24 protein-coding genes are annotated in these 22,234 nt (G+C 45.4%); 2 read left to right on the top strand and 22 right to left on the bottom strand.

Annotation, left to right across the window (positions count from 1 at the left end):
* Positions 1-180: 180 nt before the first annotated feature.
* From tsaD to cls, 13 genes are all read right to left on the bottom strand, one after another.
* Complete coding sequence (tsaD, locus tag KIK04_RS14705; protein WP_232274399.1) at positions 181-1,221, bottom strand: tRNA (adenosine(37)-N6)-threonylcarbamoyltransferase complex transferase subunit TsaD; 1,041 nt, start codon at positions 1,219-1,221, stop codon at positions 181-183.
* 14 nt (positions 1,222-1,235) lie between these two features.
* The gene (rimI, locus tag KIK04_RS14700; protein ID WP_232278743.1) at positions 1,236-1,712 is read right to left on the bottom strand and encodes a ribosomal protein S18-alanine N-acetyltransferase; all 477 of its coding nucleotides are present in this window, start codon (positions 1,710-1,712) and stop codon (positions 1,236-1,238) included.
* An 82-nt stretch (positions 1,713-1,794) separates the two neighbouring features.
* Positions 1,795-2,643, bottom strand: coding sequence for a tRNA (adenosine(37)-N6)-threonylcarbamoyltransferase complex dimerization subunit type 1 TsaB (gene tsaB / locus KIK04_RS14695; protein ID WP_232274398.1), 849 nt, complete (start codon positions 2,641-2,643; stop codon positions 1,795-1,797).
* 2 nt (positions 2,644-2,645) lie between these two features.
* Positions 2,646-3,125 (bottom strand): tRNA (adenosine(37)-N6)-threonylcarbamoyltransferase complex ATPase subunit type 1 TsaE, encoded by a 480-nt coding sequence (tsaE, locus tag KIK04_RS14690; RefSeq protein WP_232274397.1) that lies wholly within the window; start codon positions 3,123-3,125, stop codon positions 2,646-2,648.
* Between the two features lie 198 nt (positions 3,126-3,323).
* The gene (locus KIK04_RS14685; RefSeq protein ID WP_232274396.1) at positions 3,324-3,761 is read right to left on the bottom strand and encodes a TlpA family protein disulfide reductase; all 438 of its coding nucleotides are present in this window, start codon (positions 3,759-3,761) and stop codon (positions 3,324-3,326) included.
* Between the two features lie 11 nt (positions 3,762-3,772).
* Positions 3,773-4,285: a HEAT repeat domain-containing protein gene (locus tag KIK04_RS14680; protein ID WP_232274395.1), complete on the bottom strand. Its 513-nt coding sequence runs from the start codon at positions 4,283-4,285 to the stop codon at positions 3,773-3,775.
* Between the two features lie 29 nt (positions 4,286-4,314).
* A complete protein-coding gene (gene skfF / locus KIK04_RS14675) occupies positions 4,315-5,832 on the bottom strand; it encodes a sporulation killing factor system integral membrane protein (RefSeq protein WP_232274394.1) in 1,518 nt (505 codons plus the stop codon).
* Positions 5,825-6,550 carry an ABC transporter ATP-binding protein gene (locus KIK04_RS14670; protein ID WP_232274393.1) on the bottom strand — a complete coding sequence of 242 codons (726 nt, stop codon included), beginning with the start codon at positions 6,548-6,550 and terminating at the stop codon, positions 5,825-5,827. The genes skfF and KIK04_RS14670 overlap by 8 nt, the downstream gene beginning before the upstream one ends.
* 18 nt (positions 6,551-6,568) lie before the next feature.
* Complete coding sequence (locus tag KIK04_RS14665; RefSeq protein ID WP_232274392.1) at positions 6,569-8,062, bottom strand: CPBP family intramembrane glutamic endopeptidase; 1,494 nt, start codon at positions 8,060-8,062, stop codon at positions 6,569-6,571.
* Between the two features lie 15 nt (positions 8,063-8,077).
* Complete coding sequence (gene skfB / locus KIK04_RS14660; RefSeq protein ID WP_232274391.1) at positions 8,078-9,286, bottom strand: sporulation killing factor system radical SAM maturase; 1,209 nt, start codon at positions 9,284-9,286, stop codon at positions 8,078-8,080.
* A gap of 84 nt (positions 9,287-9,370) precedes the next feature.
* Complete coding sequence (gene skfA / locus KIK04_RS14655) at positions 9,371-9,538, bottom strand: sporulation killing factor (RefSeq protein WP_232274390.1); 168 nt, start codon at positions 9,536-9,538, stop codon at positions 9,371-9,373.
* Between the two features lie 286 nt (positions 9,539-9,824).
* Complete coding sequence (locus tag KIK04_RS14650) at positions 9,825-10,016, bottom strand: H-type small acid-soluble spore protein (protein ID WP_232278742.1); 192 nt, start codon at positions 10,014-10,016, stop codon at positions 9,825-9,827.
* A gap of 243 nt (positions 10,017-10,259) precedes the next feature.
* Positions 10,260-11,690, bottom strand: coding sequence for a cardiolipin synthase (cls, locus tag KIK04_RS14645; RefSeq protein ID WP_232274389.1), 1,431 nt, complete (start codon positions 11,688-11,690; stop codon positions 10,260-10,262).
* Positions 11,691-11,913: 223 nt separating this feature from the next.
* Here cls and KIK04_RS14640 point away from each other — a divergent pair, with 223 nt between their 5' ends.
* Both KIK04_RS14640 and KIK04_RS14635 read left to right on the top strand, forming a co-directional pair.
* Entirely contained in the window at positions 11,914-13,035 is a 1,122-nt protein-coding gene (locus tag KIK04_RS14640; RefSeq protein ID WP_232274388.1) for a M23 family metallopeptidase, read from the top strand.
* Positions 13,036-13,090: 55 nt separating this feature from the next.
* Positions 13,091-13,657: a bactofilin family protein gene (locus KIK04_RS14635; RefSeq protein ID WP_232274387.1), complete on the top strand. Its 567-nt coding sequence runs from the start codon at positions 13,091-13,093 to the stop codon at positions 13,655-13,657.
* Positions 13,658-13,703: 46 nt separating this feature from the next.
* Here KIK04_RS14635 and KIK04_RS14630 read toward each other — a convergent pair whose 3' ends face one another.
* The 9 genes from KIK04_RS14630 to KIK04_RS14590 all read right to left on the bottom strand — a co-directional run bounded on the left by KIK04_RS14630 (position 13,704) and on the right by KIK04_RS14590 (position 22,201).
* The gene (locus KIK04_RS14630) at positions 13,704-13,925 is read right to left on the bottom strand and encodes a diaminopimelate decarboxylase (protein WP_232274386.1); all 222 of its coding nucleotides are present in this window, start codon (positions 13,923-13,925) and stop codon (positions 13,704-13,706) included.
* Positions 13,926-14,133: 208 nt separating this feature from the next.
* The gene (locus tag KIK04_RS14625; protein ID WP_232274385.1) at positions 14,134-14,922 is read right to left on the bottom strand and encodes an NAD(P)-binding domain-containing protein; all 789 of its coding nucleotides are present in this window, start codon (positions 14,920-14,922) and stop codon (positions 14,134-14,136) included.
* A 119-nt stretch (positions 14,923-15,041) separates the two neighbouring features.
* A complete protein-coding gene (gene rfbD / locus KIK04_RS14620) occupies positions 15,042-15,908 on the bottom strand; it encodes a dTDP-4-dehydrorhamnose reductase (RefSeq protein ID WP_232274384.1) in 867 nt (288 codons plus the stop codon).
* Complete coding sequence (rfbC, locus tag KIK04_RS14615; RefSeq protein ID WP_232274383.1) at positions 15,898-16,482, bottom strand: dTDP-4-dehydrorhamnose 3,5-epimerase; 585 nt, start codon at positions 16,480-16,482, stop codon at positions 15,898-15,900. Before rfbC ends, rfbD begins: the two co-directional genes overlap by 11 nt.
* 44 nt (positions 16,483-16,526) lie before the next feature.
* Positions 16,527-18,368 (bottom strand): glycoside hydrolase family 55 protein, encoded by a 1,842-nt coding sequence (locus KIK04_RS14610; RefSeq protein WP_232274382.1) that lies wholly within the window; start codon positions 18,366-18,368, stop codon positions 16,527-16,529.
* 108 nt (positions 18,369-18,476) lie between these two features.
* On the bottom strand, positions 18,477-19,559 hold the full coding sequence (locus tag KIK04_RS14605) for a lipid II:glycine glycyltransferase FemX (RefSeq protein ID WP_232274381.1): 1,083 nt from the start codon (positions 19,557-19,559) through the stop codon (positions 18,477-18,479).
* Positions 19,540-20,406 (bottom strand): formyl transferase, encoded by an 867-nt coding sequence (locus KIK04_RS14600; RefSeq protein WP_232278741.1) that lies wholly within the window; start codon positions 20,404-20,406, stop codon positions 19,540-19,542. Before KIK04_RS14600 ends, KIK04_RS14605 begins: the two co-directional genes overlap by 20 nt.
* Before the next feature lie 31 nt (positions 20,407-20,437).
* On the bottom strand, positions 20,438-21,052 hold the full coding sequence (locus KIK04_RS14595; RefSeq protein WP_232274380.1) for a sugar transferase: 615 nt from the start codon (positions 21,050-21,052) through the stop codon (positions 20,438-20,440).
* Positions 21,053-21,082: 30 nt separating this feature from the next.
* The gene (locus tag KIK04_RS14590; protein ID WP_269671032.1) at positions 21,083-22,201 is read right to left on the bottom strand and encodes a DegT/DnrJ/EryC1/StrS family aminotransferase; all 1,119 of its coding nucleotides are present in this window, start codon (positions 22,199-22,201) and stop codon (positions 21,083-21,085) included.
* Between the last annotated feature and the right edge of the window lie 33 nt (positions 22,202-22,234).

The following is a 22,234-nucleotide window of genomic DNA, read 5'->3' as shown; positions in this document are numbered from 1 at the left end:
TTTAATAATAAACTCTCCTTGATTGATTGTTATTATAACTCAATTCATTATAATATTCAATTGATTGTTTGAATGTTATTTAAAAATAAGCACTCACGAATGCCAAAAATCAAAAAAAGCCAAAAACGAGCCTGCATCGCTATGCAGACCCGCTTTCAAGCTTCACATATTGCAATCGATTTACACCGACCATTGTTCCAACGAAAACTGAGGATGTGCTGTGAAATCAAGCTCCGTAAATTGACCGTGCTTCCATTTCAAATAGGCGGCCGCCCCGATCATTGCTGCATTATCGGTACAATATTCGAACGGCGGAATAATAAGCGGCACTCCCTCATCTTCACACTGCTTCGTTAATGCCTCGCGTAAACCACGATTAGCCGCAACTCCGCCACACAACAGCAATTGCTTCACGTTGTATTGCTTGACAGCGCGCATCGATTTACCGACGAGGACGTCGACTACAGACTGCTGGAAGCCATGAGCGATAGCCCCGTACTTCGGCTCTTCACCGCGCATCCGAGTCTGGTTGATGACGTTCAACACCGCGGACTTCAAGCCACTGAAGCTAAAGTCGTACGAATCTGGCTCCAGCCACGAACGCGGCAGATCGACCGTTTCCGTAGCTTCCGTAGCTAAGCGATCAACGTGCGGGCCACCTGGGTAAGGCAGACCAATGGCACGAGCCACTTTGTCATAAGCCTCGCCAACCGCATCATCACGCGTCCGGCCGATCAATTGGAACTTACCTTCTGCTTCTAAATACACCAATTCGGTATGACCGCCTGAAACGACCAAGGCCATACAAGGATATTGAAGCTCTGCAACCAATTGATTCGCATAAATATGTCCTGCGATATGATGTGTGCCAATTAGCGGAATATCGAACGCCATAGCGAGCGATTTAGCTGCTACATTACCTACTAGCAAAGCGCCAATTAGGCCAGGGCCTTGTGTAACCGCGATCGCAGAGACATCTTGCATCGTAATGCCAGCCTGCTCGACCGCTTGCTCAATCATGACCGTAATTGTCTCCACATGTTTACGCGAAGCGATTTCTGGCACGACACCGCCAAATCTCTGATGAACATCGATCTGGCTTGACACCATGTTAGAAAGCACTTCGCGACCATTGCGTACGACAGCGACAGATGTCTCGTCACAACTCGTCTCTATCGCCAAAATAATACTATCTTTTTCGTCCGATTGTATGAATGTCAATGAATTCACCTGCTTTATTGATTGGACTCACTGGAAATAATGATCGGTGCGAACTGCTTTAAATCCGCCCACATAATAAGTGCGTCCTCTTGATTATCTGAATAGTACCCTTTACGAACCCCAACTGCGATAAAGCCAAATTTGGTATATAAATGTTGAGCCGCCTGATTCGATACCCGAACTTCCAGCGTCATACTTACCATGCCACAATAAACAGCAAGCTCCATCAACTGATAGAGCAGCTGTTGACCAAGACCTCGTCCTCGATAATCAGGGTAAATAGCGATATTTGTAATGTGAGCCTCGTCTAAGATGGTCCACATTCCTGCATAGCCAACAATTTGCTCATCACAAACCATTACGATATATTTGGCGTTCTGGTTGTGCAGCATCTCATTGCGAAAAGCATCAGCCGACCATGGTACAGTAAACGAAGCATGCTCCACGGTCATAACACCTGGAATATCGTCGATATCCATTGCTCTAAACATCGGTGCTGACGAAGTCGATTGTGGGGCTAATTCGTCAAATCGTTCTGTTTTGCTCAATGAAGTGACCGTCCTTTCCGAGTCATTATGATGGCGAGCTGCTTGCAACATCGTTTGCTCGCGCTGCCCTTTCTTCTCTTTCCTTCGCTAGCAGTTTGGTTTCCGCTTCCGTTAGCTGCGCATAGTTAGGCTCCAACTGATGGATATCGGCAGTTGGCACGCCCCGCTCTAGATCAGCAAGCGCCAAGCGGCCGATCCAAGCCGCACTTAATTTACAGCCTACGATACGAACACGGCTGCCTAATTTCGCTTGAAGCGCCTCCAGTAGCTCACGGTGAGGCTCTACATCGCCCACAAGCCAGACTTGCGCTTGCGGTTGGCCTTCATTATGAGCAAGCAACACCTCTGCTTCCTCAACAACCGAAGCAACTAAGCGAATGCTGTCTTCATTTTGACGAACACCTAAGCTGTCCACCGCTGCTCGCTCACCATGTTCAAAAGCAAAGCGCGCAGTATAAGCTTGTCCTCTACGCGCATCCATAAGCGGATACACCCATACTGAACCTTGCGCTTGTTCCATGTGCTGCTGCGCCGCTTCCCAGCCACTCAAAGCTAACGCATGTAAGCTCGACACACCCACAACAGGCTTGCGCCAAGCCCACGCGAGCGTCTTTGCCGCCGTAACAGCAACGCGTACTCCTGTGTAAGATCCCGGCCCAATACCGACGGCCAGCACATTTACATCGTCTTGCGTCCAACCGAGATCACGTATCATCGCTTGCATCGCTGGAACAAGCTTAATCGCGTGATTACGCTCTGCCTCTGATTGAAGATTCGCTAGCGGCGCCATTCCACTCCCACGCAGTGCGGCAACGGCCAGCACATTCGTCGATGTATCAATTGCTAGCAGTTGAACTGCTTGTTGTTCCATCATTCTTATACTCCCATCCGTTTTAGTTCGTTAACCCAAGAAATGTACGGCTCGCCATAAGCCGTCAACCGAATGATCCGCTCGTGTTCACCTTCATACTGCAAGAACAGATGCAAATATTTCGTTGGCAAAATCGGCGTCACGATGCTTGACCACTCCACCAAGGACACGCCTTCACCGTAAAAATAGTCGTCCAAGCCGAGCTCGTCCGCTTCTGCCATTGAAATACGATACACATCCATATGATAAAGAGGCATTTGTTCGCCTTCATATTCTTTAATGATTGTAAAAGTTGGGCTGCTAACGACATCCTTTACGCCAAGTGCACGAGCGACAGCTTGCGAAAAGCGTGTCTTACCCGCACCAAGGTCCCCATCAAGGGCGATGACCGTTCCTGGCTGAAACTTTTCCGTCAACCGTACAGCCAATTTCTCCGTATCCGCTTCGTTCATCGAACGATAAGCAAATTCCGCTGTTTGAAACATGCTCCTATGCCCTCCTCCATCCGACCAGCAACCAAATGAATTTCTAACGCCCTATTATACCACAAAAGCGAAGCACTATCCGTGAACGCTTGTCACTGCATACAAAAAGTGGTTCCCCCCACAGTAAATATACTGAAGAGACAACCACATGTTAAGTCACTTGCTATTGTATCCTTTTGTTCGCTCTTTAATAGCTCTTTAATTACCCTTTAATAGCTCCTTTACTTTCTTATACCCATCTACTCCAATAATTTTGTGCTGCAACACTTTATCTCTATTAAACAATAAAAAGACCGGCACAATCTTCAAATTAAACAAGGATACATATTCATGGTACTGGTCTAAAATGATCGGAAAAGCGTAATGGTTTGAATTCGAAAAATTCGTTATCGACTCTACACAACGTTCATCTTCCGAAAAAGGAACATGCACACTAACGAGCTTCACTTGTGTTGGATATTCACTCAGGTCACGCTGTAAATGGGTAGCGATTTCTTTACACGTGCCACAACTTATCGACCAGAAGTAGCATAACAGCGTTTCTTCTTCAAAACTATCTGTCAAAATGTTTGAACTCGAACAGTTTAAGTAAGGCAAATCATATTCAACCGAAGGTACACTTTGCCCCAGTTCCATTTGCCCACCTCCTAATTTGGTCCCGTCAGATCAGCTGCAATGACTTTAGCAAGCGCTTCTTCCGCTGCAAGGGGTCGGAACATACTTGCTTCGTCTAAACGTTCATCGTTTAAAAGGTCAACCATTTCTCTTCCGATTAAGGTTGGATTCAACATAGTAAGTGCCCATATCGCCCAAAAGCTCGCTGTTCCCTTAAGTTGGTTTGCGATTTCTAAAAGGCAAGGTATGCTCTTTTCCCCAATCCGCGATAAGGACAAAGCCGCAGCCATTTGCGTTTCTTCATGCTCTTCATGCAATAAAGCAGCTAGCTCAGGAACAGCATCGTATGCGTCCGTACCAATTTCCCCTAATACGACTATTGACATTGTTCGTAATGGACCTTTGTCACGTAAAGCATTTCTTAGCGTAGGGACTGCTGTTTTTCCCGTATGTTTTATCTCCCTAATTGCCTGAAATGCCTCCCGCTCATTATCACTAGCAAGCTTATCCATATTTTTCAATACCATCTCATTGTTATTGTTCATGGTTCACCTCTTAGTTCATATGAAATGCATCACAACCTACTTAACAAAAAAGCCCCTATAGAAATAAGCGCATAGAAATGAATAAAGTAAGCTCTCCCCTGATTACGAATCGAAACCATCCATAACGATAAGCCAATTAAAATCATAACTAGCGGAAGCACATATGGACTTGCCAACAATAAAGGCAATATATTTGCGAAAAAACCAACGAGAGCAGTACTCCCAACAACCACGTATAATACATTTTTAAAATAAATCATGATTGGTAAACCTTCTTGACGACCGTACGTCTGCATTGCAGCTGTTAAACGTATTCCTAACAAAAGAACAAACAAACCAATTGCATATCCAATAGCAACTCCTACTTGCTCCATATTTAAACGCTCATTCGACCAGCCAAAACCAATAAACACAGAGATAGGAATGAATATCCACATCATATGTGCGAGCTCTAAGACCAACACTTTTAAGTAGAATTTACCTGGGAGCAAAAATAAATCCCCCGATTGCATATGGCGCACTAAACCTGAAAAATAGGAATTCATTAATATGGCGGCAACAAGTACTACATTCACAATGATGATCCAATCGAAACGATATACGATCACATAATACACGATGGCTATTATAAAAAGGAGTTGAAATAGATGCGTGAATACATTTTTTTTTGCAATATTAATTTCGAACCACAAAAAAGAGCCTAGACCTGTTAAAAACTGCGCTCCCCACCAACTTTTGAACTGTTGAGGTTGGATACTGGCGCTAAATGCGTTATAATCTTTAAATTCTGACCAGAAGTCTGCTTCTCTTACTAGCTGCTCTTTACATTTCAATGACCGTGTAGAGTAATGAATCAAGGCAAACGAAAGGCATATTAAAATAAACACTGTTGTCCCTGTTTTCCAAGAATAACTTCCTTTAAAAATAAGTCCAAATTCAGAAATAACATCGGCAACCATGTTCCATACATAAGGGGATTCAGGTACGAAAAAGGTATAATAACTAGCGAATCCTAATAACACCGTAAAAATAAGGGCGCCCAGACCGAAAACAATCCGAATTCCACGGTTCATTCTGGCACAGGATAACGCAACGAGCCAATACTCCATCGCACCTATCACAACAAGGGTAAGCAATGCTTTTCCTGTTAAATTAACGTATGACATTGAAATACTTAAGCGTATGATGTCGCCAATAACGGCGCCAAGCAACCACAACGAGCTCCGCAAAAAAACTTGCCAGAGGACTGTCGCGTGCGCAATACGTGATAAATGAAGTGGCATTGAATAGAGCCAAATCACATCTTCCATTTTAGAAGGAAGACGATTGGACCCAATCCCTAAAACGGTGTAGATCAGAAACATAACAGCTAATCCCCAGCCGAAATAGACTAGTGATTCCTCGTTACCAGCATCACCTATATTGAGCTGTAGCGTAACAAAGAGGGCTAGTGTAACCAATAATAAAAAAGGAATTTTCGTTTTTCTTTCCTGATTGGATAAGCTTCTAAATAATTGCAAGCGGTACAATTGCCATATATCACCCATGTTCCGTCCACTCCCCTAAAGCATGGATGACGTCTTTACGCCATTCTGGCCAATCTGCCTCGTGTTTAGGGACACTCATTTCTTTTACAATACGCCCCTCTTGAATAAGGAGTACACGATGCGCAATTTCCAGAACAAACTCCAGACTGTGTGTACATATAAATACACCACATTTTTGTTCTGCTTTAGCAGTTAACCATTTGGCTAACCATTGTTTAGCCGGTATATCCAAACCAACTGTTGGCTCATCCAATACGTACAAATTTGCGTTTTGCACAATAGCACCAGCCAATATGGCCCGCTGTTTTTGCCCGCGTGATAAATGCCCACTCATCCGATCAGCAAGATCCGTCAAATGGACTTCAGCCAAGGCTTGCATGACACGCTCTTTAAGCTGCTGTTTGGGAACCTTAAATGCCTTGGCACGAAACTGCACATGTTCAGCTATCGTCAATGTTGGGTATAAAAATGGTTGATCAGGGATAAAGGCAACCATTTGTTGGGCTGCCACCGATCCAGGAGTATGATTTCCAATCGAAATATGACCTTGATCTGGCCTGTAAAGCCCTGTAATACAGCGAATGGTAGTCGTTTTACCTGCTCCGTTCGGGCCTAGCAACGCGACAATTTCCCCAGCTTGTATACAAAATTGGACATCGTCTACACCATCGCCATTTTCATATTTCTTTTGCAGATTGACAACTTTTAAAATATCCATTGTGAGCAATCCCTTTCACTATCCGTTATGGATGGACTGTGGTTTCGCCTGTTTATGGAGTCTCTGTTTGTCATAGCGATACTGAAAAAGAGGTACGGATACGAGTATGAAATTGTGCACAAAGTGGGCTACCAACACAGATACGAATCCGTAATACACATATACAAATCCTAATATCCAACCAAAGACGAACAGTTGAAACCATCTTATCCAGCGGGGCTGGTACCCTGTTCCTTGATGTAGGAAAGCCCACAACATTGAAGAGATACCTATTGCGACGTATACATTGCCGCTCAACCACCAAATAACAGGAATAGCAAGCAAGCGGTAGACCGTTTCTTCTGCCAAGGAACTTTGCAAAGCAACACTTAGCCCTTGCTTCAAATTAAATCCGGACAAATAAACAGTACGATCAGACAGTTCCGGAGAGATTTTTAACCAATTTTTCTTTTCTAAGATGTAAAAAAAGAGACCAAATACCCCTAAAGTCACTATGCCTACACAAACGCCCACAGCGCTTTGCCATTCCAATTGTTCAAATAAATATAAGCTCTTCTTTGTACTGATGAAATTCCCTGCCAACGATGCGATAAACACGACAAAACCAGCAGCCAAACTTGCTAGAGCTGTAGACAAAATACCTAACAAATATACTGATTTTATGCTGATGCGGGAATCATATGCATTGACGATACTAAGCTCAATATCTTCTTTTGCAGTTAAAGAACTAATAGCTGCCATAATACATCCCATGACCAAGCTATAAGCTAAAGATACCTCACCACCTTGCGTGATAAGAATGATCAAAGCCGCTATCACAGCAACAAAAGAGCCCAACACGCCAGATAAATTTAAAGTCGATTCCAAATATTCTTTTTTAACGGCCACATTCATTTTATCTGTCAGTATTTCTTGCGCTGATCCCATACTGACAAGGTAGCCATTTTGCACCTCCACCGCTATTTTCATCCGTATTTCTTCGGATTCAACGGTATACCAATACAGATCTGTATTGTTTAAGTCCTCTTCTTTTTTGCCATTACCTGTTACGAAAGCATTACCCCAAACGCCGTGCGTCGACGCATTTAATGAATGAAGTAAATGTTCAGGAGATTGAACTTCTCCATTTATTTTGGGAATGTCTTGCCTTTTCACATCAACTTGCAAAAAGGTGACCTCTTGATTGGCATTAATACCAATAATGATTGATTTATGTGCACTAACAAATCGAATCCTCCAAGCTTCTACAAGGCCCCATTCATATAAAATTTGTCTGTTCTTATTCAATAAATCCATATGATGGAGTTTGTTTACTGTATCCCGATCATGCCAAAACATGGAGTATTTCTTCCAATTATGTACGTCTACCCCAACATATCTCTTAATAAATTGTTCGGCTATTTGTTCAGCACTTTGTTTATCAATTAGCATCGACTGATACGATTTTGGTCTAAATTTGAAAAACAGCAGCAATCCTAAAATGGATAATAAAATAATCAATAACCATTCCATGATATATCCCTCTTCTTAACGAGTTTGGACAAACGGAAGATCAACTTCAGCAAGCTGTACTTTGCTAATACAATTGCAATGTTTGGCACTGCATTTAGCCTGCCACAATCTATCTTCAGACCCGATTGTTAGCATATCATCTTGCAAAATATGTCCTAATGCCACATCTTCGATTTGGCAAGGCGTAACAACCCCATCGGATCGGATATACCAAGCTAAATATCCTGGAGTACAAAAATCTGTGCACCCGTTGTTATCATCTTGATCCCAATCAGGTATCCACATCTGATCTCCCCATTGTTGAATGGCATCTTTGAGTTGACGTTTTATGCGATATTCTTGTTCGTCCTTTAGTGCAAAAGAATGATCAGAGGCTCGCCCAACGGACAATGTTTTACCTGCGCGAAACGCTTTTGCTCCTGCTTGTACAGACTGTCCTATCACATCAAACAAATCTTCATAATTCGTATTGTTTACGGTCATAGCAATAAGTACCGGTACAGATGCTTGTGAAAGACGATTTACATTTGCCATGCTTTCATTAAAACTGTTTTTTCGACCACGTAGTATATCGTGTATCTCGGCTTTTCCGTCAATGCTTACCTGAACAAACACATTCCCTAATTGTTGGACTAACTCAATCTCCTCATCGGACCATTTGAGTCCGTTACTAAATAAATTCACATTCGTAAATAACGAACTTGCCGCCGCAATAATCTGCTTAAATCCTTTTACTAGCTTGGCTTCACCACCCGTTATAGTGACGTCTGCAACGCCATGAGCAGCTAACTGCTGCATGACATCTATCCACTGTTCGGCACTTAGCTCATTCTCATTCGGCTTACCAGAACTAGCATAGCAAAACGAGCAACTTAAATTGCATGCATTCGTCAATTGTAGGGTACAACTAATCGGGATAAATGCCTTTTTAGAACCTGTAACTAGTAATGGCTTGTCCAACAAACCTTCTTTCCAAAGCGATGTAAACGGATGGTTGCCCAACTCATCACTTAACTGCTGCTCACTTAATAATTCAGATGAAATAATTTCCCACACTCTCGCCGTCTTTTTAAGACTTCCATTTTTGGATAGAAGCAGGGCAAGCTGTGCAGCCTTTCCACTTAATCTGAAATAAAACATACTCTTTTTATCTAGCAATAGTGCTCCATTCGGTTGCAGGTGTATACAAAGTTCATGAGGATGATACGTAATTTGTTCTTCCACTATAAATTCCTCCTTAAACACTAGTCGTTTAAATAGAAATTCGAATAGAGGGCCTTTCATTTTCAGGCCCCCTACCTTACTCAATTAAATTGCACGGCTAGGAATAGTAGGAATCCAGCAGGCACGCGTAAGAGAAATACTCTTAGCAGCCCAGCATGCAGCACAACCAATCGACTTCACCAAAGGTAAACCTGCTGATTGAGACATGTCTTTCGAAGTGGTCGATTCCCAGTTCTTTTCATTCTGTTCCATACTAGCACCCTCCAATAGTAAATTTTTGTAACGTTACAGCTAGAATATATTATGTAAGCGCTGTCTTGTCAATAATTATAAATAAATATGTATAATTATAAATTATAAATTATATAGATATCTAACAATTTATGAAAAAATGAACATCGGTCTAATAACGTTTTCTTGTAATATCGACTCTAATAGACTGAACGCCATAATAAATAACAAAATTCGGATACAAAATATTCCTTCTACACAAATAAAAAGCTGAAGCCTGTTACACACAGACTACAGCTAAAAGTCGTTATTGCTTTTTATCTTCATCGAGCCTTTCAACCGAAACCGTATGTGTATCTAGTGGGTTGTTACCGACTTGCACCGTGGCCATTTTGTTCGGTTCATCGACGTTCTCGATCCAGACAGGATGCTCATTGTCTAACAGTACAGGTACTGTATCCTTCATCTCGTATATTTGTTTAGCACGCGTCACATCCATCATTTTACCTCCATACATGTAACATTTTTGCATGATTAGCGTAACTCAAAGTTGGTGTATTCATACATAGGTAGTAATAGCCATTCCGTTGCATACTGAGAACAAATTAAAACGGAAATCGACAAGGCAACAACCATTTGCAGAAATCACCTACATGCTAACGAGGAGGACACAAGATATTTAGGTTCACAGCTTCGCTAATTTAAAGCATCGCGATAGCAAACGCACAACCGCTTCGCTATTTTAAAGCAGCGGCGATAGTAGGCGTACAACTGCCTCGGTCATCCGCTGCTTGCGTGAACGCTGGACGAATTCGCGATAACGAATTTCCACGCTATCCGCAAAATCGCGTTCAAAATCTTCCGTTACACGATCAATCGTTGCCGTATCAAAAAGTACAGCTGTCGCTTCGAAATTACTAAAAAAGCTGCGCATATCCATGTTCGCTGAACCTACAGAAGCAAGCGAGCGATCCATCACGAGCGTCTTTGCATGCGCAAATCCTTTTTGATACTGATAAAATCGCACTCCCGCTTGCAGCAGCTCCTCCACATACGATAAAGAGGCCCAATCAACAAGGCGGGAATCTGATTTACCTGGAATAATAATGCGCACATCAATGCCACTGACAGCCGCCGTTTTTAGTGCAAATAAAATGCTAATATCGGGTATGAAATAAGGGGTCATCATCCACACACGGTATTTCGCGGCCGTGATCGCGGAAAAAAACAACTCCTGTATCGCATCCCAACTTTTATCCGGTCCGCTAGATATCATTTTGACTTGTTCCTGCGCCTGACAAGCATGTGGAGGAAATAACTCTCGTCGCACAATAATTTCTTTCGTCACAAACGCCCAATCGTGTAAAAACACGCCTTGCAGCGTATACACCGCATCTCCTTCTATCCGCAAATGCGTATCGCGCCAAAAGCCTAATTTTTCATTCAAGCCTAAATAGTCATCCCCAATGTTCAACCCGCCGATAAACCCGATCGTCCCATCGACAATAACAATTTTGCGATGATTGCGAAAATTTAAGCGACGACGAAAAAAGGATACAACGAGTGGCAAAAACCAATGAAATTCCACGCCAGCTTGGCGAAATTTATGTAAATATTTGCGACGAAGTTCCATGCTGCCTACTCCGTCCACAATGATGCGAACCCTAACCCCTGCTTTTGCTTTTGCAATTAATGCATCTTGAAATACAGCACCAATCGCATCATCACGCATAATGTAGAACTCCATATGAATATGATCCTTAGCTTCACGAATCGCCGCAAGCATGGATTCATACGTAACTTGTCCATTCGTCAGCACCGTCGTCTTATTGCATCCGGTTACAGGACTTTCAGATACGGAGCTAATTAAAGTAAATAGCCGTTCTTGACTACGCATTTCGGCATTGGTTAGTTGAGCCGACTCCTGCACGACCTGCATGCGGGTCAGTTGATAGACATGCTCGTTAGACCCTGCCCATGTTTCTCTTTTTCGTACACGACGACGCGCTGTATAATCCTGTGCTAAAAAGTAATACATCACAAAACCAATTAGCGGGAAGCAAAACGAAATGAGCAGCCACGCGACTGCTTTGGATGGGTGCTTAAACTCCAATAACACTATCGTCACAATTTGAAATAAGTAGATGATCATCAAGATGATGAACCAAATCATTTACGTTGCACTACCCCCTCTTTAACATGAACATCCATCCATATACAATCTATACCATATTTGACCTTTAACCACAAATGAGCCGTGTGCAAGGATAGCATATTCCGTCATCCTTGTGCATGAATTGCAATCTTGAGGCATGTTCTACCGGACAAACGAATAAATTGCATATAGGCATGAAGGATAACACACTGTATCTGAACTTGAAGGACGAGGTGATGTCATGAAGCGACGCTGGTGGAACGACAGCATGACATTGTTAGTCATTCGTGACGCCGAGCAAGCAGTGAAACAGTTGAATGTCCCTAAGCTTCTTGTCATCTCTGTGCCATTAGCGGCAGTACTCTCTATTTCTGGGCTTATTGTGAGTATGCAGTGGAAAGCAGCAGCCCACATTAAACAGTTGGAGAAGCAAGTCGCTCAGCAAGCGATGTCGTTGGAAATTACGGTAAAGGATAAAAACGCCGCCATTTCTCGTCTGCAACATGAAGTGGTTCGCTTGTCCTCACAGACCCAAACGATGAAGAAACGCGTCGGGCAAATAAACAGCATGGAAAAGCAGCTGCAACAGTTCATTGAGGATCATATTGAACCTGCGTTACCTGCACCTATGAACATGTCGAGTAAACCAGCTACTATTGCGTATCAGCCTGCTTGGAACGCCCAACAACAAGTTGGAGGGGAAGAGCATGCTTGGACGACGGAGCAAATCATAGCGCTATCGCAGCGCTCCCAATTAGACTTAGAGCAAATTCGCGATATGTTGATTACGATCCAAAAAAGCACCCCAAGTACGTTGCAGCAGGCGGAAAAGAAGCAACTGTTGCTAGCGGGAACACCAAATTACTGGCCTACCCCATCACGGCGCATGACATCAAGCTTCGGCTATAGGCAAGATCCGATTTCTGGGCGCGCTGCTTTTCATGCTGGTCTAGATATTGGCGGTCAATTGGGTGATCCCATCTATGCGGCTGCGGATGGACGTATTATAGAAGCTGAATTTAATTCGGCTCGCGGACGATATATAATTATCCGCCATGTAAACGGTATCGAAACATGGTATATGCATTTGCATGACATTCATGTAGCCGTTAATCAAACGGTAAAAAAGGGAGATATCATTGGGGAACTAGGCAGCACGGGGCGCAGCACGGGTCCGCATTTGCATTTTCAAGTGATGCAGCGAGGCGACGCGGTTAACCCGCTTCCTTATTTAAAACGGCGTACGAGGGTTGTCGATACAGCAGCGGCTAAAGATGCTACTACTAGAGATGCTGCTACTGAAGATACCACTGAAGATACTACTAAAGATACTGCTACTAAGCGAATACGTGACCGTTATTAAGCAAGTTAAGTGAATTAAGTACGTTAAGTGAGTACGATCTTAAAGGAGTGAATATATGTTTCGCAAACATCCATCCCATACAGATACAACAGATACCCTGATCGGCAAAGGCACTATTATTGAGGGCGTTATTCACTGCGAATCAAGTCTGCGCATCGATGGGACGCTAAAGGGTGATGTTACGGGGAACGGTAACATTGTCATAGGCAAATCAGGCGAGGCGTATGCAAATATTACAGCCAAGCAGGTTATCGTAGCTGGAAAAGTATTTGGTGAGATACGTGCAGCTGAAAAGCTGACGATTACAGAAACAGGCCAAATTCGAGGCTTGTGTGAGTCTGGGCTCCTGATAGTACTTGAGGGCGGTATATGGAACGGGACAAGTGTAATGGAAAAAGAAGATCAGCTTAAGGAAGGTAGCAACGCGAGCGGAGTTGAACATCCGTCAAAATCCGAACATGCGGAAAAAATGGAGCACACTGAGAACACGTCTACTCATGACGATGCTCATGCAATGGAGCTTTCAGACTCAGCAGAGTCGTCGGAGTCGTCGAACAAAGCGAAGGCTGATGAACGTAAGTCAAAGCGAAGCGACAAAGTGAACGAGAAGCAAGCAGGATAACGCTTGCTTCTCATTCGATTATATAGAGGAAGAAGAATTAATAGGGTTATCCGTGCATGACGCAGTCGTAAGGCTGTTCAGTCGTTAACGAAATCCATAAGGCGTTAAGCGACTTGTGCTCGGATACACATCCGTGACAGCACCCGACCGGAGTATGTCCTTGTATGAAGCCTGTGCGGAATTGCAAAATAGTATCTTCAGCAATGAACAACCTTTTGCAGCCTAAGCAAAATATAGGTTGGTCATCACGTAACCCGCGTGCATTCATGGGACGAGCCTCCTTAATAGTATAATTCGCCAAATAATTGGCATACCTTTTTGCGCTAGCAGCTTCATTGTTACATTATGTATCATTAATGTACGTCAAAAAGAAAAATATGTCAAGCATTTTGATCCAAAATGTTGCAAATATGTTGGGGGCGTATTTTCCCCTTCATCCCGCCATTTCCAATTCCTTGTGGGCTCACTGCTGCCCATCATTCAAGGCCTCGCCATAGCTCTACATCTTGGAGCCACACTTGTTGATGGGCACGCCACAGTCGACACGCTTCAAGCTCTGCTTCATCGTTGAGCATCGGGCGCCGCAATCGGTTGGCGCCTCCTATTGCTAGGGCAGCGTAATGCTCTGCTACGCTATCCTTCGTAAAGCATACCGCCCTCTGAAAAGGGGCGAATAGCTTGACCATGTGCGGGCACGGCACTCCGTTCGACGTGCCCAGCACAAGCGGGCCATTGCCGCTGAAAGCGATCAGCGGCACGTAAGCCATTGTATGTTCAGCTTGCATGTGTAATGCCAATTCCGTTCGCAACCTTGCTGTCGTTCCTGGCTCCACTTCTGCTGCTAAGATCACGCTGGCGTGTGGAGCTAGCAGCGGTGTAAGCCAAGTGGCCAGCCTCTGAAGTAGACTGTCACTATCTCTCCGCACAATGCTGCCCGCCCCTCCGACGCCCCCTGCCTGTGTATTTTCGCCCATACCACCCTTGGCCTTCAGATCAACTTTAGCTTTCATACCCGCTGACGGAAACTCTCCACGTGCCCATTGCCCGCAGTGATTCAGACACTCATCACCAATAACAACCACATCAGCACGTCGAACAGCATATGACGCATGAATCGTGCACAATAGTCGTTCTTGCGCCTCTTCGCGCAAACGGGCTGCTTCTTCTGCCTCGGTCGCGACTAGCCATACGTCATGCCCAAGCTTCATCAAGCGCCACGCCATCGCCAAACCACCGAATGTTGTACCAAGCACGGCGCATCTCACGTTCACTCCCCCTCATACGCCGCACCTCCACCATGCTCACCCTTGCTCGTTCAAGCGGCAAAATACCGTTATCCTCGCTTCCTATTTATTTCGTTTGATCGCAATAGGAATGGAAGCCTTCAATCTTTCGGCAAACGTGCAATAAAATCTCGCAATGCTTCCTGCCAAGGCCGCAGCGCCGGAAATCCGTTTAAACGTAAAGCCATTCCCTCTAGCGCTGAAAATGCAGGACGTCGCGCCGGACGTGGAAATTGAGACGTCGGGACTGGGCGAACCTTCACTGCCAAACCCGCTTCCTCCATGATGGCGCATGCAAATTCGTACCAAGAGCATGTGCCGCTATTCGAAACGTGATACGTTCCGTATCTTTCTGTCACCATCAACTGTAAAATCATTTCCGCCAAATCAACCGTATACGTAGGGCTGCCTACTTGATCATGCACGACCTTCAACTCCGGCTGTTGATGACCCAATTGAAGTATCATTTTAGCAAAGTTAGGGCCGTGCACACCAAATACCCAAGAGGTACGCACGATAAAAGCACGGGCATGATGATTGCGAACAAAATTTTCTCCTTCATATTTCGTAGCCCCGTAAACATTCATCGGGCGCGGACGAGCAAATTCATGATAAGGAGTCGTCGCTCGACCATCGAACACATAATCCGTGCTAACGTACACGAGTCGTGCTCCGACTTTATTCGCAGCCACCGCAACATTGCGCGTTCCGAATGCATTGATGGCGTAAGCTTTGTCCCGCTCCCCTTCTGCTTCATCTACCTTTGTAAACGCAGCAGCGTGCACGACATGCGTCGGGCGCTCATAGCCAATCACTTCTAGCACTTGTTCCGCATTTGTAATGTCTAGTTGATCTTTTCCGTATCCAACTGCCGTAATCCCTTTGCGCTTTAGCAACTCCATCATATCGGCGCCAAGTTGCCCTTGTGCGCCAGTAACGAGCACCTTTTTAGGTTTCTTATATTTCATTCGTATCTTCCACCATTCTTGTTGCTGGCATTGTTGGCAATTCCGCGTCTTTTAAAGACGGAAGACGTTCATCTTTGTCCGATAATTGAGAGATGCGCTCTGGCCATTCAATGCCTAAATCCGCATCATCCCAACGAATACCTCGGTCATGAGATGGTGAATAATATTGGTCTACTTTATACATGACTTCTGTATTCGGCATCAATGTACAAAATCCGTGGGCAAAGCCTTGCGGAATGAGGAGCTGACTTTTATTGGCCGCGCTTAATTCGATTCCAACCCATTTACCGAATTGGGGCGAATCACGACGAATATCGACCGCCACATCATAGATGGCTCCAGACAACACACGCACAAGCTTCGTCTGGGCCATTGGCGATAGCTGATAATGAAGTCCTCGCAGCGTTCCTACCTGCATCGACAGCGAGTGATTATCTTGCACGAACTCGTACAGGACACCGTTTGCCTCTAATACCGCTTTATGATAGCTTTCCATAAAAAAACCGCGTCCGTCCGCAAATACATTCGGTTCTAGCACATATACGCCAGCTAGCTCGGTTTGTCTGACCTTCATACCTACACCCTCCGAAACTTAACCTCGTGTTGTTTCAACGGTGTCTATTGAATAATTGGTGTGTTACCGTCTGTTACGATGTCTTTCCCGCTCAACGGCACAGCATCGGTAGCAATTGCATTGTTCACCCAATAAAGCTGCGTGCTGGCATTGTCAGAAGGCCCGATACTATAGAGCAATAATCCGGTATACATATTGGCCGGTGAACGATCTTCGACAATGACATTGTTACGTACATAACAAGATATATATATTCGATTGGCAAACAGTGCGATACCCGAACTGTAACCTGCATTGCCATTGTATGCGCTGCCTGAATTCACGATCGTATTGTGCTCGATGATAATTTGCTTAGAAGGGCCTAACACGCTCCACGAAATCCCGTTTGCATAAGCATTTCGAATATAATTGCCCTGAATCATAATGCCCTCTGCTTCGCTACCACTCCCATGCAGTCCAAGATCAATGCCTGCGGAGTGTTGATTCGAAGTCAAATACGGTAAGCTCGGTTTCACAAAATCAATCACATTGGTGGAAATATGAATATTGCTCCATTTTTGATTGCTCGGATGATAAAATTGAATGCCTGTCGAAAGCTCGTTTGCCGGTAAAAATCCACCTGCATCCGCTTTCACTCGAATGCGATTGCTGCTAATCGTCAGTCCGTTTACGTGATCACTAACGCCCCATAGACTAATTCCGTACATCACATCCTGAATCGTATTGTTCGTTATTAAAATATTGTCGCTACTATACTGCGGTGACGGTTCGGTAGCAAAAATAACACCTGTCCGATACTGATTAATTACGTTGCGACTTACGATTTTTTGACCGCCATGTATTTCAATTGCTGTATTTGCACCTTTTCCCTTCGCTTCAAACACGTTACCTGTAATTTGGGAATGGTTGCCGACCACATAAATGGCAGAAGTATCGAAATGATTGGCTGCGTTTACGCCCATATTGAGAAAGGAACAATTTTTGATGACGACACGATCAACGACATTCGTCATAATGGACTGTACACCGAGGCTATTTTTAATCGTCACTTGCTCAAATGTTGCTCCGTTTCCGGTGTACATTTGAAACTCTCGCCTCGGGTCAAAAGCGTCTGAAGGCTGGCCGTTCTGCGGATTGTTCGCACTGTTAGCATCTACGGTAAGATGTTTAATCGAGACATTGTTAATCGGATGCGGAAATTCAAATACGCTATTGTAGATGCCGATTTGATCAGCTAATTTTACCGTTCCATTGCCATCCAACGACACCTTTCCATTCACAATAAGGACATGTTGGGCAGGTTTGGTCATCGTACGCAGAAGATACGTTTTGCCTGCTGAAAAATGAACCGTGCTACTTTCCGGCTGCTGACTTGCAAAATCAAGCGTGTGCTGTATGGCCAAACGATCATCGGCACTGGCATTACCTAATGCTCCGAACCATTCAGGGTACACATGTTTCATCTTGTTCGAACCGACAACTTTGCCTGTACCGCTAAATATTTGGTATAGCCCTGCCTTGAGGCTACCGTTAATCGTGATCGACTTCCCGTTCCCAAGGTGGAGCTGCGCATGTTGACCAAATACAAGCGTCACCTGTGCTGGAAAGGTTAGCCGTTCGTTCAATACATACGTTCCTGTTGGGAAATAAATGACGCCTGATTTCAATTGACTTGCTTTAACTAGCGCTGCCGAATCGTCCGTGGACCCATCACCTACTGCACCAAAGCTTTTTATACTAATTCCTTGCGGTTTTGGCGTTCCTACGGCAGCATCTACAAATGGAGAATCATGGTGATCAGACGTGACCACAACAGCGAAAAGGAGTACAAGTGCAAGCAGTGTCCAACGCCAAACATTCCTTTTTTTAAAAATAAACTTCTTCATATCCCCCCCACTTTCCAGCTTGTCTGTTTCTCGATGTCGAGTCGATCATATTAGGTAAGAGCTGCTTTATCTTATGCAACCCAAGACGAGATGGTGCAGTGGGTGAACCTATGTTACACAATATCGATTCAAAAATGTAGGATCACGATAAAACGGAAAAAAATGACCCGTTTCACGATGAGCGCTCCTCTCGATTAACGCCTGATACATATCCGGCCTTCTAATCCGTCGCCCCACATAAAATTCAGCCTGTGTTCGCTCATTGAACTCACGTTTAAACCGATATAAGCTGTCGTCCCCTGTCGCTCCACCTCCCAAGTGAAACCATTTGCACCCTAATCGCTTCGCCCATAAGGCCGCTTCATGAACGAGTATATTTACAGGTGAATACCGTACCTTCTCTCTGTTCAACCCCATTAAGTGATAGTGCGCATAGTCTCCGTAGTGCATAACCAGACAGGAAACGATGACCTCCCCAGCAAAAGTGACTTCCATAAGTGCAATATGTTCGGCCAAATACGCACATGTACGCTCCATAAAGGAACGGCTGAAATAATAGTACGGTTGGGCACGGCAATGATCCATGGTAGCATAGTACAACGCTAGAAAATCGTCGATTTCATCGATCGATCGATGCTGTACGGCCAATCCGTCCTCCCGTGCGCGCCTGATTTGATTCCGCTTATTCCTAGAATAATGCTTGCATATTTCAGCTTCATTTAAGCTCAGATCAATAAAAGCAGTATGCCGTGAAAAAGTTGGCTCCACAGCTGTATAGTCATGCCAGTTGCGCAGCAGCGGGTGAAAACGGACAAATTCCGTTACGATATGCTGCTCTTGACAGTACGCATCGAACTCGTGCTCAAACTGGCGAAACAGCTCCGCTCTGCGCTCCTTTTGCTGCACATTACAAATCGGGCCACCATAGCCATAAGGTGTCGTAATGTCTTGAGCCCCGCTGCCGAAGTGGAGTTGATCCATGAAAGGGAGCGTAGAGATGTCGCGCAGCAGGTACGGATAACAAATGAAATCGTCATCCTGCCTATATACAAACAGCTGTGCCTGTCCTTCTAAATGATGTTCATAAATGCGGCAATAATCGGCTGTAAAGTATACATCCGCACGCGGTATGCGTTGAATCAGTTGATCCCATTCGTCACGGGAGTTCACGTCAAGAATCTGAACTTGCATAAACGTCCCCCCACTTGTACGTTAGGCTAATGGAACCGTTCGGTATTCGTAAATAGGCCGGATCATGCCCGGGAAATTGAAAGGCGCGGACCGTATTCCAGAGCTGATTCATCGACATCGACACAGGCTGGGCGATTTCTTTATGCTGCAATACTTGTTTCGCAACATAAGTACGGCTTGTACCGCCTCGCATCCCCAATTGCTCTGTTTGTTCTATCCGTGGGGCTGTACCGTTCACGATTGCAGGCAGCCATGCTTGAATGAGTCTGAGCCCACGCTCGTTGCTATGCTGAAACAAATGATAGACCGTATGATGCGGCTCAATCGGAAAACGTTCCACAGCTATGATAGGCCCCGTATCAATCCCTTCATCCATCCAGTGCAAGCTCGTGCCAAAATGCTCGCGCCCTTCTAACAAGGCAGCCGCATCACACATGGAACCGCGCATCTCCGGCAGCGGTGCGCCATGTAAGTTCACGACACCAAGCCGAAAGCGCTGCAAGTGGCGCTGCCGCAATATTTCATGGTAGCGTACGCTCAGCCCTAAATCAGCCTCGATATGGGCCACCTCTTCCAACGTGAGCAGTGGTATTCCCCATCGTGGCGCCTCCTCCTGCATGTCTTCATCTTGCACCGCAGCTCGCCAACGTGAACGTGGCTGTCGTGAACAGACGACGCCTAGCACATCGACATAAGGCTGCTCCAACAACCAGCGTAAACAGGCAACCGCTACGCCCATACTACCGAATAGTATCAGGCTCACCCTAGTTACCCTGACGCTATCGCTAGTTCCGCTAATGCTAGTGCTGCTGCTATCGCACCCATCATCCTTGGACATCCATTCCATCGCGTGCACGCTACTATCCCCTCATTATTTTTTAAATAGAACGCTCTATTTTCATTTTTCGTTCAACATCTAAATCTGGCATGACCATACTCGAGCAGATCGCCACATCTTTACGCAAAATGACCTGCACCGCAGTCCGGTACAAAATGATGATATCGAACCATAAACTGTTCGTTTCAGCGTACTGAATATCCAACTCAAACCGCCTGCCCCAAGGCAAATAGTTACGACCTGACGTTTGTGCTAACCCCGTAATGCCTGGTCTTACAGCGAAGCGCCTTAATTCATTCGTCGTGTAGAACGGATTGTAGCGCACAGGCATCGGCCGCGGCCCGACCAGACTCATCTCCCCTTTGATGACATTAATCAGCTGCGGCAGCTCATCCAAACTCCATTTTCGCAGCCAAATTCCGGTCGGAGTCAGCCGCAACGTTTCTGGGAGCAGCTCACCGTTTGTATCTTTTTCCTCTGTCATGGTGCGAAATTTAATAAGACAGAACGTCTTCATGCCGATGCCCGCCCGGTCTTGACGGAACCATACCGACGAACCAAGCTTAATTCTGACGATTGCGGCGATAACTACTAGTACAGGTGCCAACAAGACGAGTAATAATCCTGATAAAATGATGTCAAAACCTCGCTTCACACGTTCTCCCCTCCCTTGTTCCAGTATGAGCTAGCGCACGACACAGCCGAGTACGCTCTCAACCGCATCTATGACGCGGTTCTGCTCTGTATCCGTCAAGCTTGAGCCAGAAGGCAAGCAAATGCCGTGGGTGAACAAATATTCCGACACGCTAACATGCTCCTCGTGCGCGAAATAACGGCAGCCGTTGTACAACGGTTGCAAGTGAAGCGGCTTCCACACAGGCCGCGCCTCAATGTTCCACTCTTCCAGCTTCGCAACCATCTCAGATGGGTGTACTTGAAACCGCTGTGGGTCCAGCGTCAAAGCCGTTAACCATCTCGTCGCACGGCCATAATCTCTTTCAGGCATAAAGGAAATACCCTCAATATGCGAAAAAGCAATTTCATAGCGCGCAAACACTTTGCGCCGCGCCCTAATGCGCTCTTCAAGCACATCCAGCTGTCCCCTGCCGATAGCTGCAAGCACATTGCTTAAGCGATAGTTGTATCCTAGCTCGCTATGCTCATAATGGGCTCCCTGATCGCGGGCTTGGGAAGCCCAGAAGCGGGCTTTCGCCAGCGCTTCCTCGTTCTCAGCGACGAGTGCCCCACCACCGGAAGTGGTCACAATCTTGTTGCCGTTGAACGAATATACGCCGAACTTGCCCCACGTTCCACTTGCCTTTCCTTTGTAAGTCGCGCCGAAAGATTCCGCGGCATCCTCCAAAATAGGCACTCCGTAATGGTTGCACAGCTCCTTAATCGGTTCCATATCCGCACTTTGGCCGTACAAATTAACGACCACAACAGCCTTGGGCATCCGATTTCTACGCTTTGCATCATATAAGGCTCGTTCCAACGCTTGCGGCGACATATTCCAAGAAGAAGGCTCCGAATCGATAAATATAGGTTCTGCCCCCAAGTAGCGAATCGGGTTGGCACTTGCTACGTACGTTAAGGACGAACAGATAACTTCATCGCCTGGTCCAACGTCCAGCAGCCGCAGACCTAAATGCAACGCTGACGTACCCGAGTGGACGGCTAGCACACTAGGCGTGTTCATAATAAGTCCCAAATCTCGCTCAAATCCATCTACCATTGGTCCAATTGGAGCGATCCAATTGCTTTGGATCGCGTCCGCAAGCCACTGTTGTTCCTCCCCACTCATATGGGGCGGCGATAAATAAATTCGTTTAAACAC

The sequence above is a fragment of the Paenibacillus sp. 481 genome, from assembly GCF_021223605.1.
Lineage (GTDB): Bacteria > Bacillota > Bacilli > Paenibacillales > Paenibacillaceae > Paenibacillus_B.
The sequence above is the reverse complement of the archived record's forward strand: the minus strand, read 5'-3'. Positions and strand labels throughout refer to the sequence as shown.

Coding starts and splice junctions, on each gene's coding strand:
- rimI (WP_232278743.1), bottom strand. CDS start 1,712: ATGTTTAGAGCAATGGATATCGACGATATTCCAGGTGTTATGACCGTG.
- tsaB (WP_232274398.1), bottom strand. CDS start 2,643: ATGATGGAACAACAAGCAGTTCAACTGCTAGCAATTGATACATCGACG.
- tsaE (WP_232274397.1), bottom strand. CDS start 3,125: ATGTTTCAAACAGCGGAATTTGCTTATCGTTCGATGAACGAAGCGGAT.
- KIK04_RS14685 (WP_232274396.1), bottom strand. CDS start 3,761: ATGGAACTGGGGCAAAGTGTACCTTCGGTTGAATATGATTTGCCTTAC.
- KIK04_RS14680 (WP_232274395.1), bottom strand. CDS start 4,285: ATGAACAATAACAATGAGATGGTATTGAAAAATATGGATAAGCTTGCT.
- skfF (WP_232274394.1), bottom strand. CDS start 5,832: ATGGGTGATATATGGCAATTGTACCGCTTGCAATTATTTAGAAGCTTA.
- KIK04_RS14670 (WP_232274393.1), bottom strand. CDS start 6,550: ATGGATATTTTAAAAGTTGTCAATCTGCAAAAGAAATATGAAAATGGC.
- KIK04_RS14665 (WP_232274392.1), bottom strand. CDS start 8,062: ATGGAATGGTTATTGATTATTTTATTATCCATTTTAGGATTGCTGCTG.
- skfA (WP_232274390.1), bottom strand. CDS start 9,538: ATGGAACAGAATGAAAAGAACTGGGAATCGACCACTTCGAAAGACATG.
- KIK04_RS14650 (WP_232278742.1), bottom strand. CDS start 10,016: ATGGATGTGACGCGTGCTAAACAAATATACGAGATGAAGGATACAGTA.
- cls (WP_232274389.1), bottom strand. CDS start 11,690: ATGATTTGGTTCATCATCTTGATGATCATCTACTTATTTCAAATTGTG.
- KIK04_RS14640 (WP_232274388.1), top strand. CDS start 11,914: ATGAAGCGACGCTGGTGGAACGACAGCATGACATTGTTAGTCATTCGT.
- KIK04_RS14635 (WP_232274387.1), top strand. CDS start 13,091: ATGTTTCGCAAACATCCATCCCATACAGATACAACAGATACCCTGATC.
- KIK04_RS14630 (WP_232274386.1), bottom strand. CDS start 13,925: ATGAATGCACGCGGGTTACGTGATGACCAACCTATATTTTGCTTAGGC.
- rfbD (WP_232274384.1), bottom strand. CDS start 15,908: ATGAAATATAAGAAACCTAAAAAGGTGCTCGTTACTGGCGCACAAGGG.
- rfbC (WP_232274383.1), bottom strand. CDS start 16,482: ATGAAGGTCAGACAAACCGAGCTAGCTGGCGTATATGTGCTAGAACCG.
- KIK04_RS14610 (WP_232274382.1), bottom strand. CDS start 18,368: ATGAAGAAGTTTATTTTTAAAAAAAGGAATGTTTGGCGTTGGACACTG.
- KIK04_RS14605 (WP_232274381.1), bottom strand. CDS start 19,559: ATGCAAGTTCAGATTCTTGACGTGAACTCCCGTGACGAATGGGATCAA.
- KIK04_RS14600 (WP_232278741.1), bottom strand. CDS start 20,406: ATGGAATGGATGTCCAAGGATGATGGGTGCGATAGCAGCAGCACTAGC.
- KIK04_RS14590 (WP_269671032.1), bottom strand. CDS start 22,201: ATGAGTGGGGAGGAACAACAGTGGCTTGCGGACGCGATCCAAAGCAAT.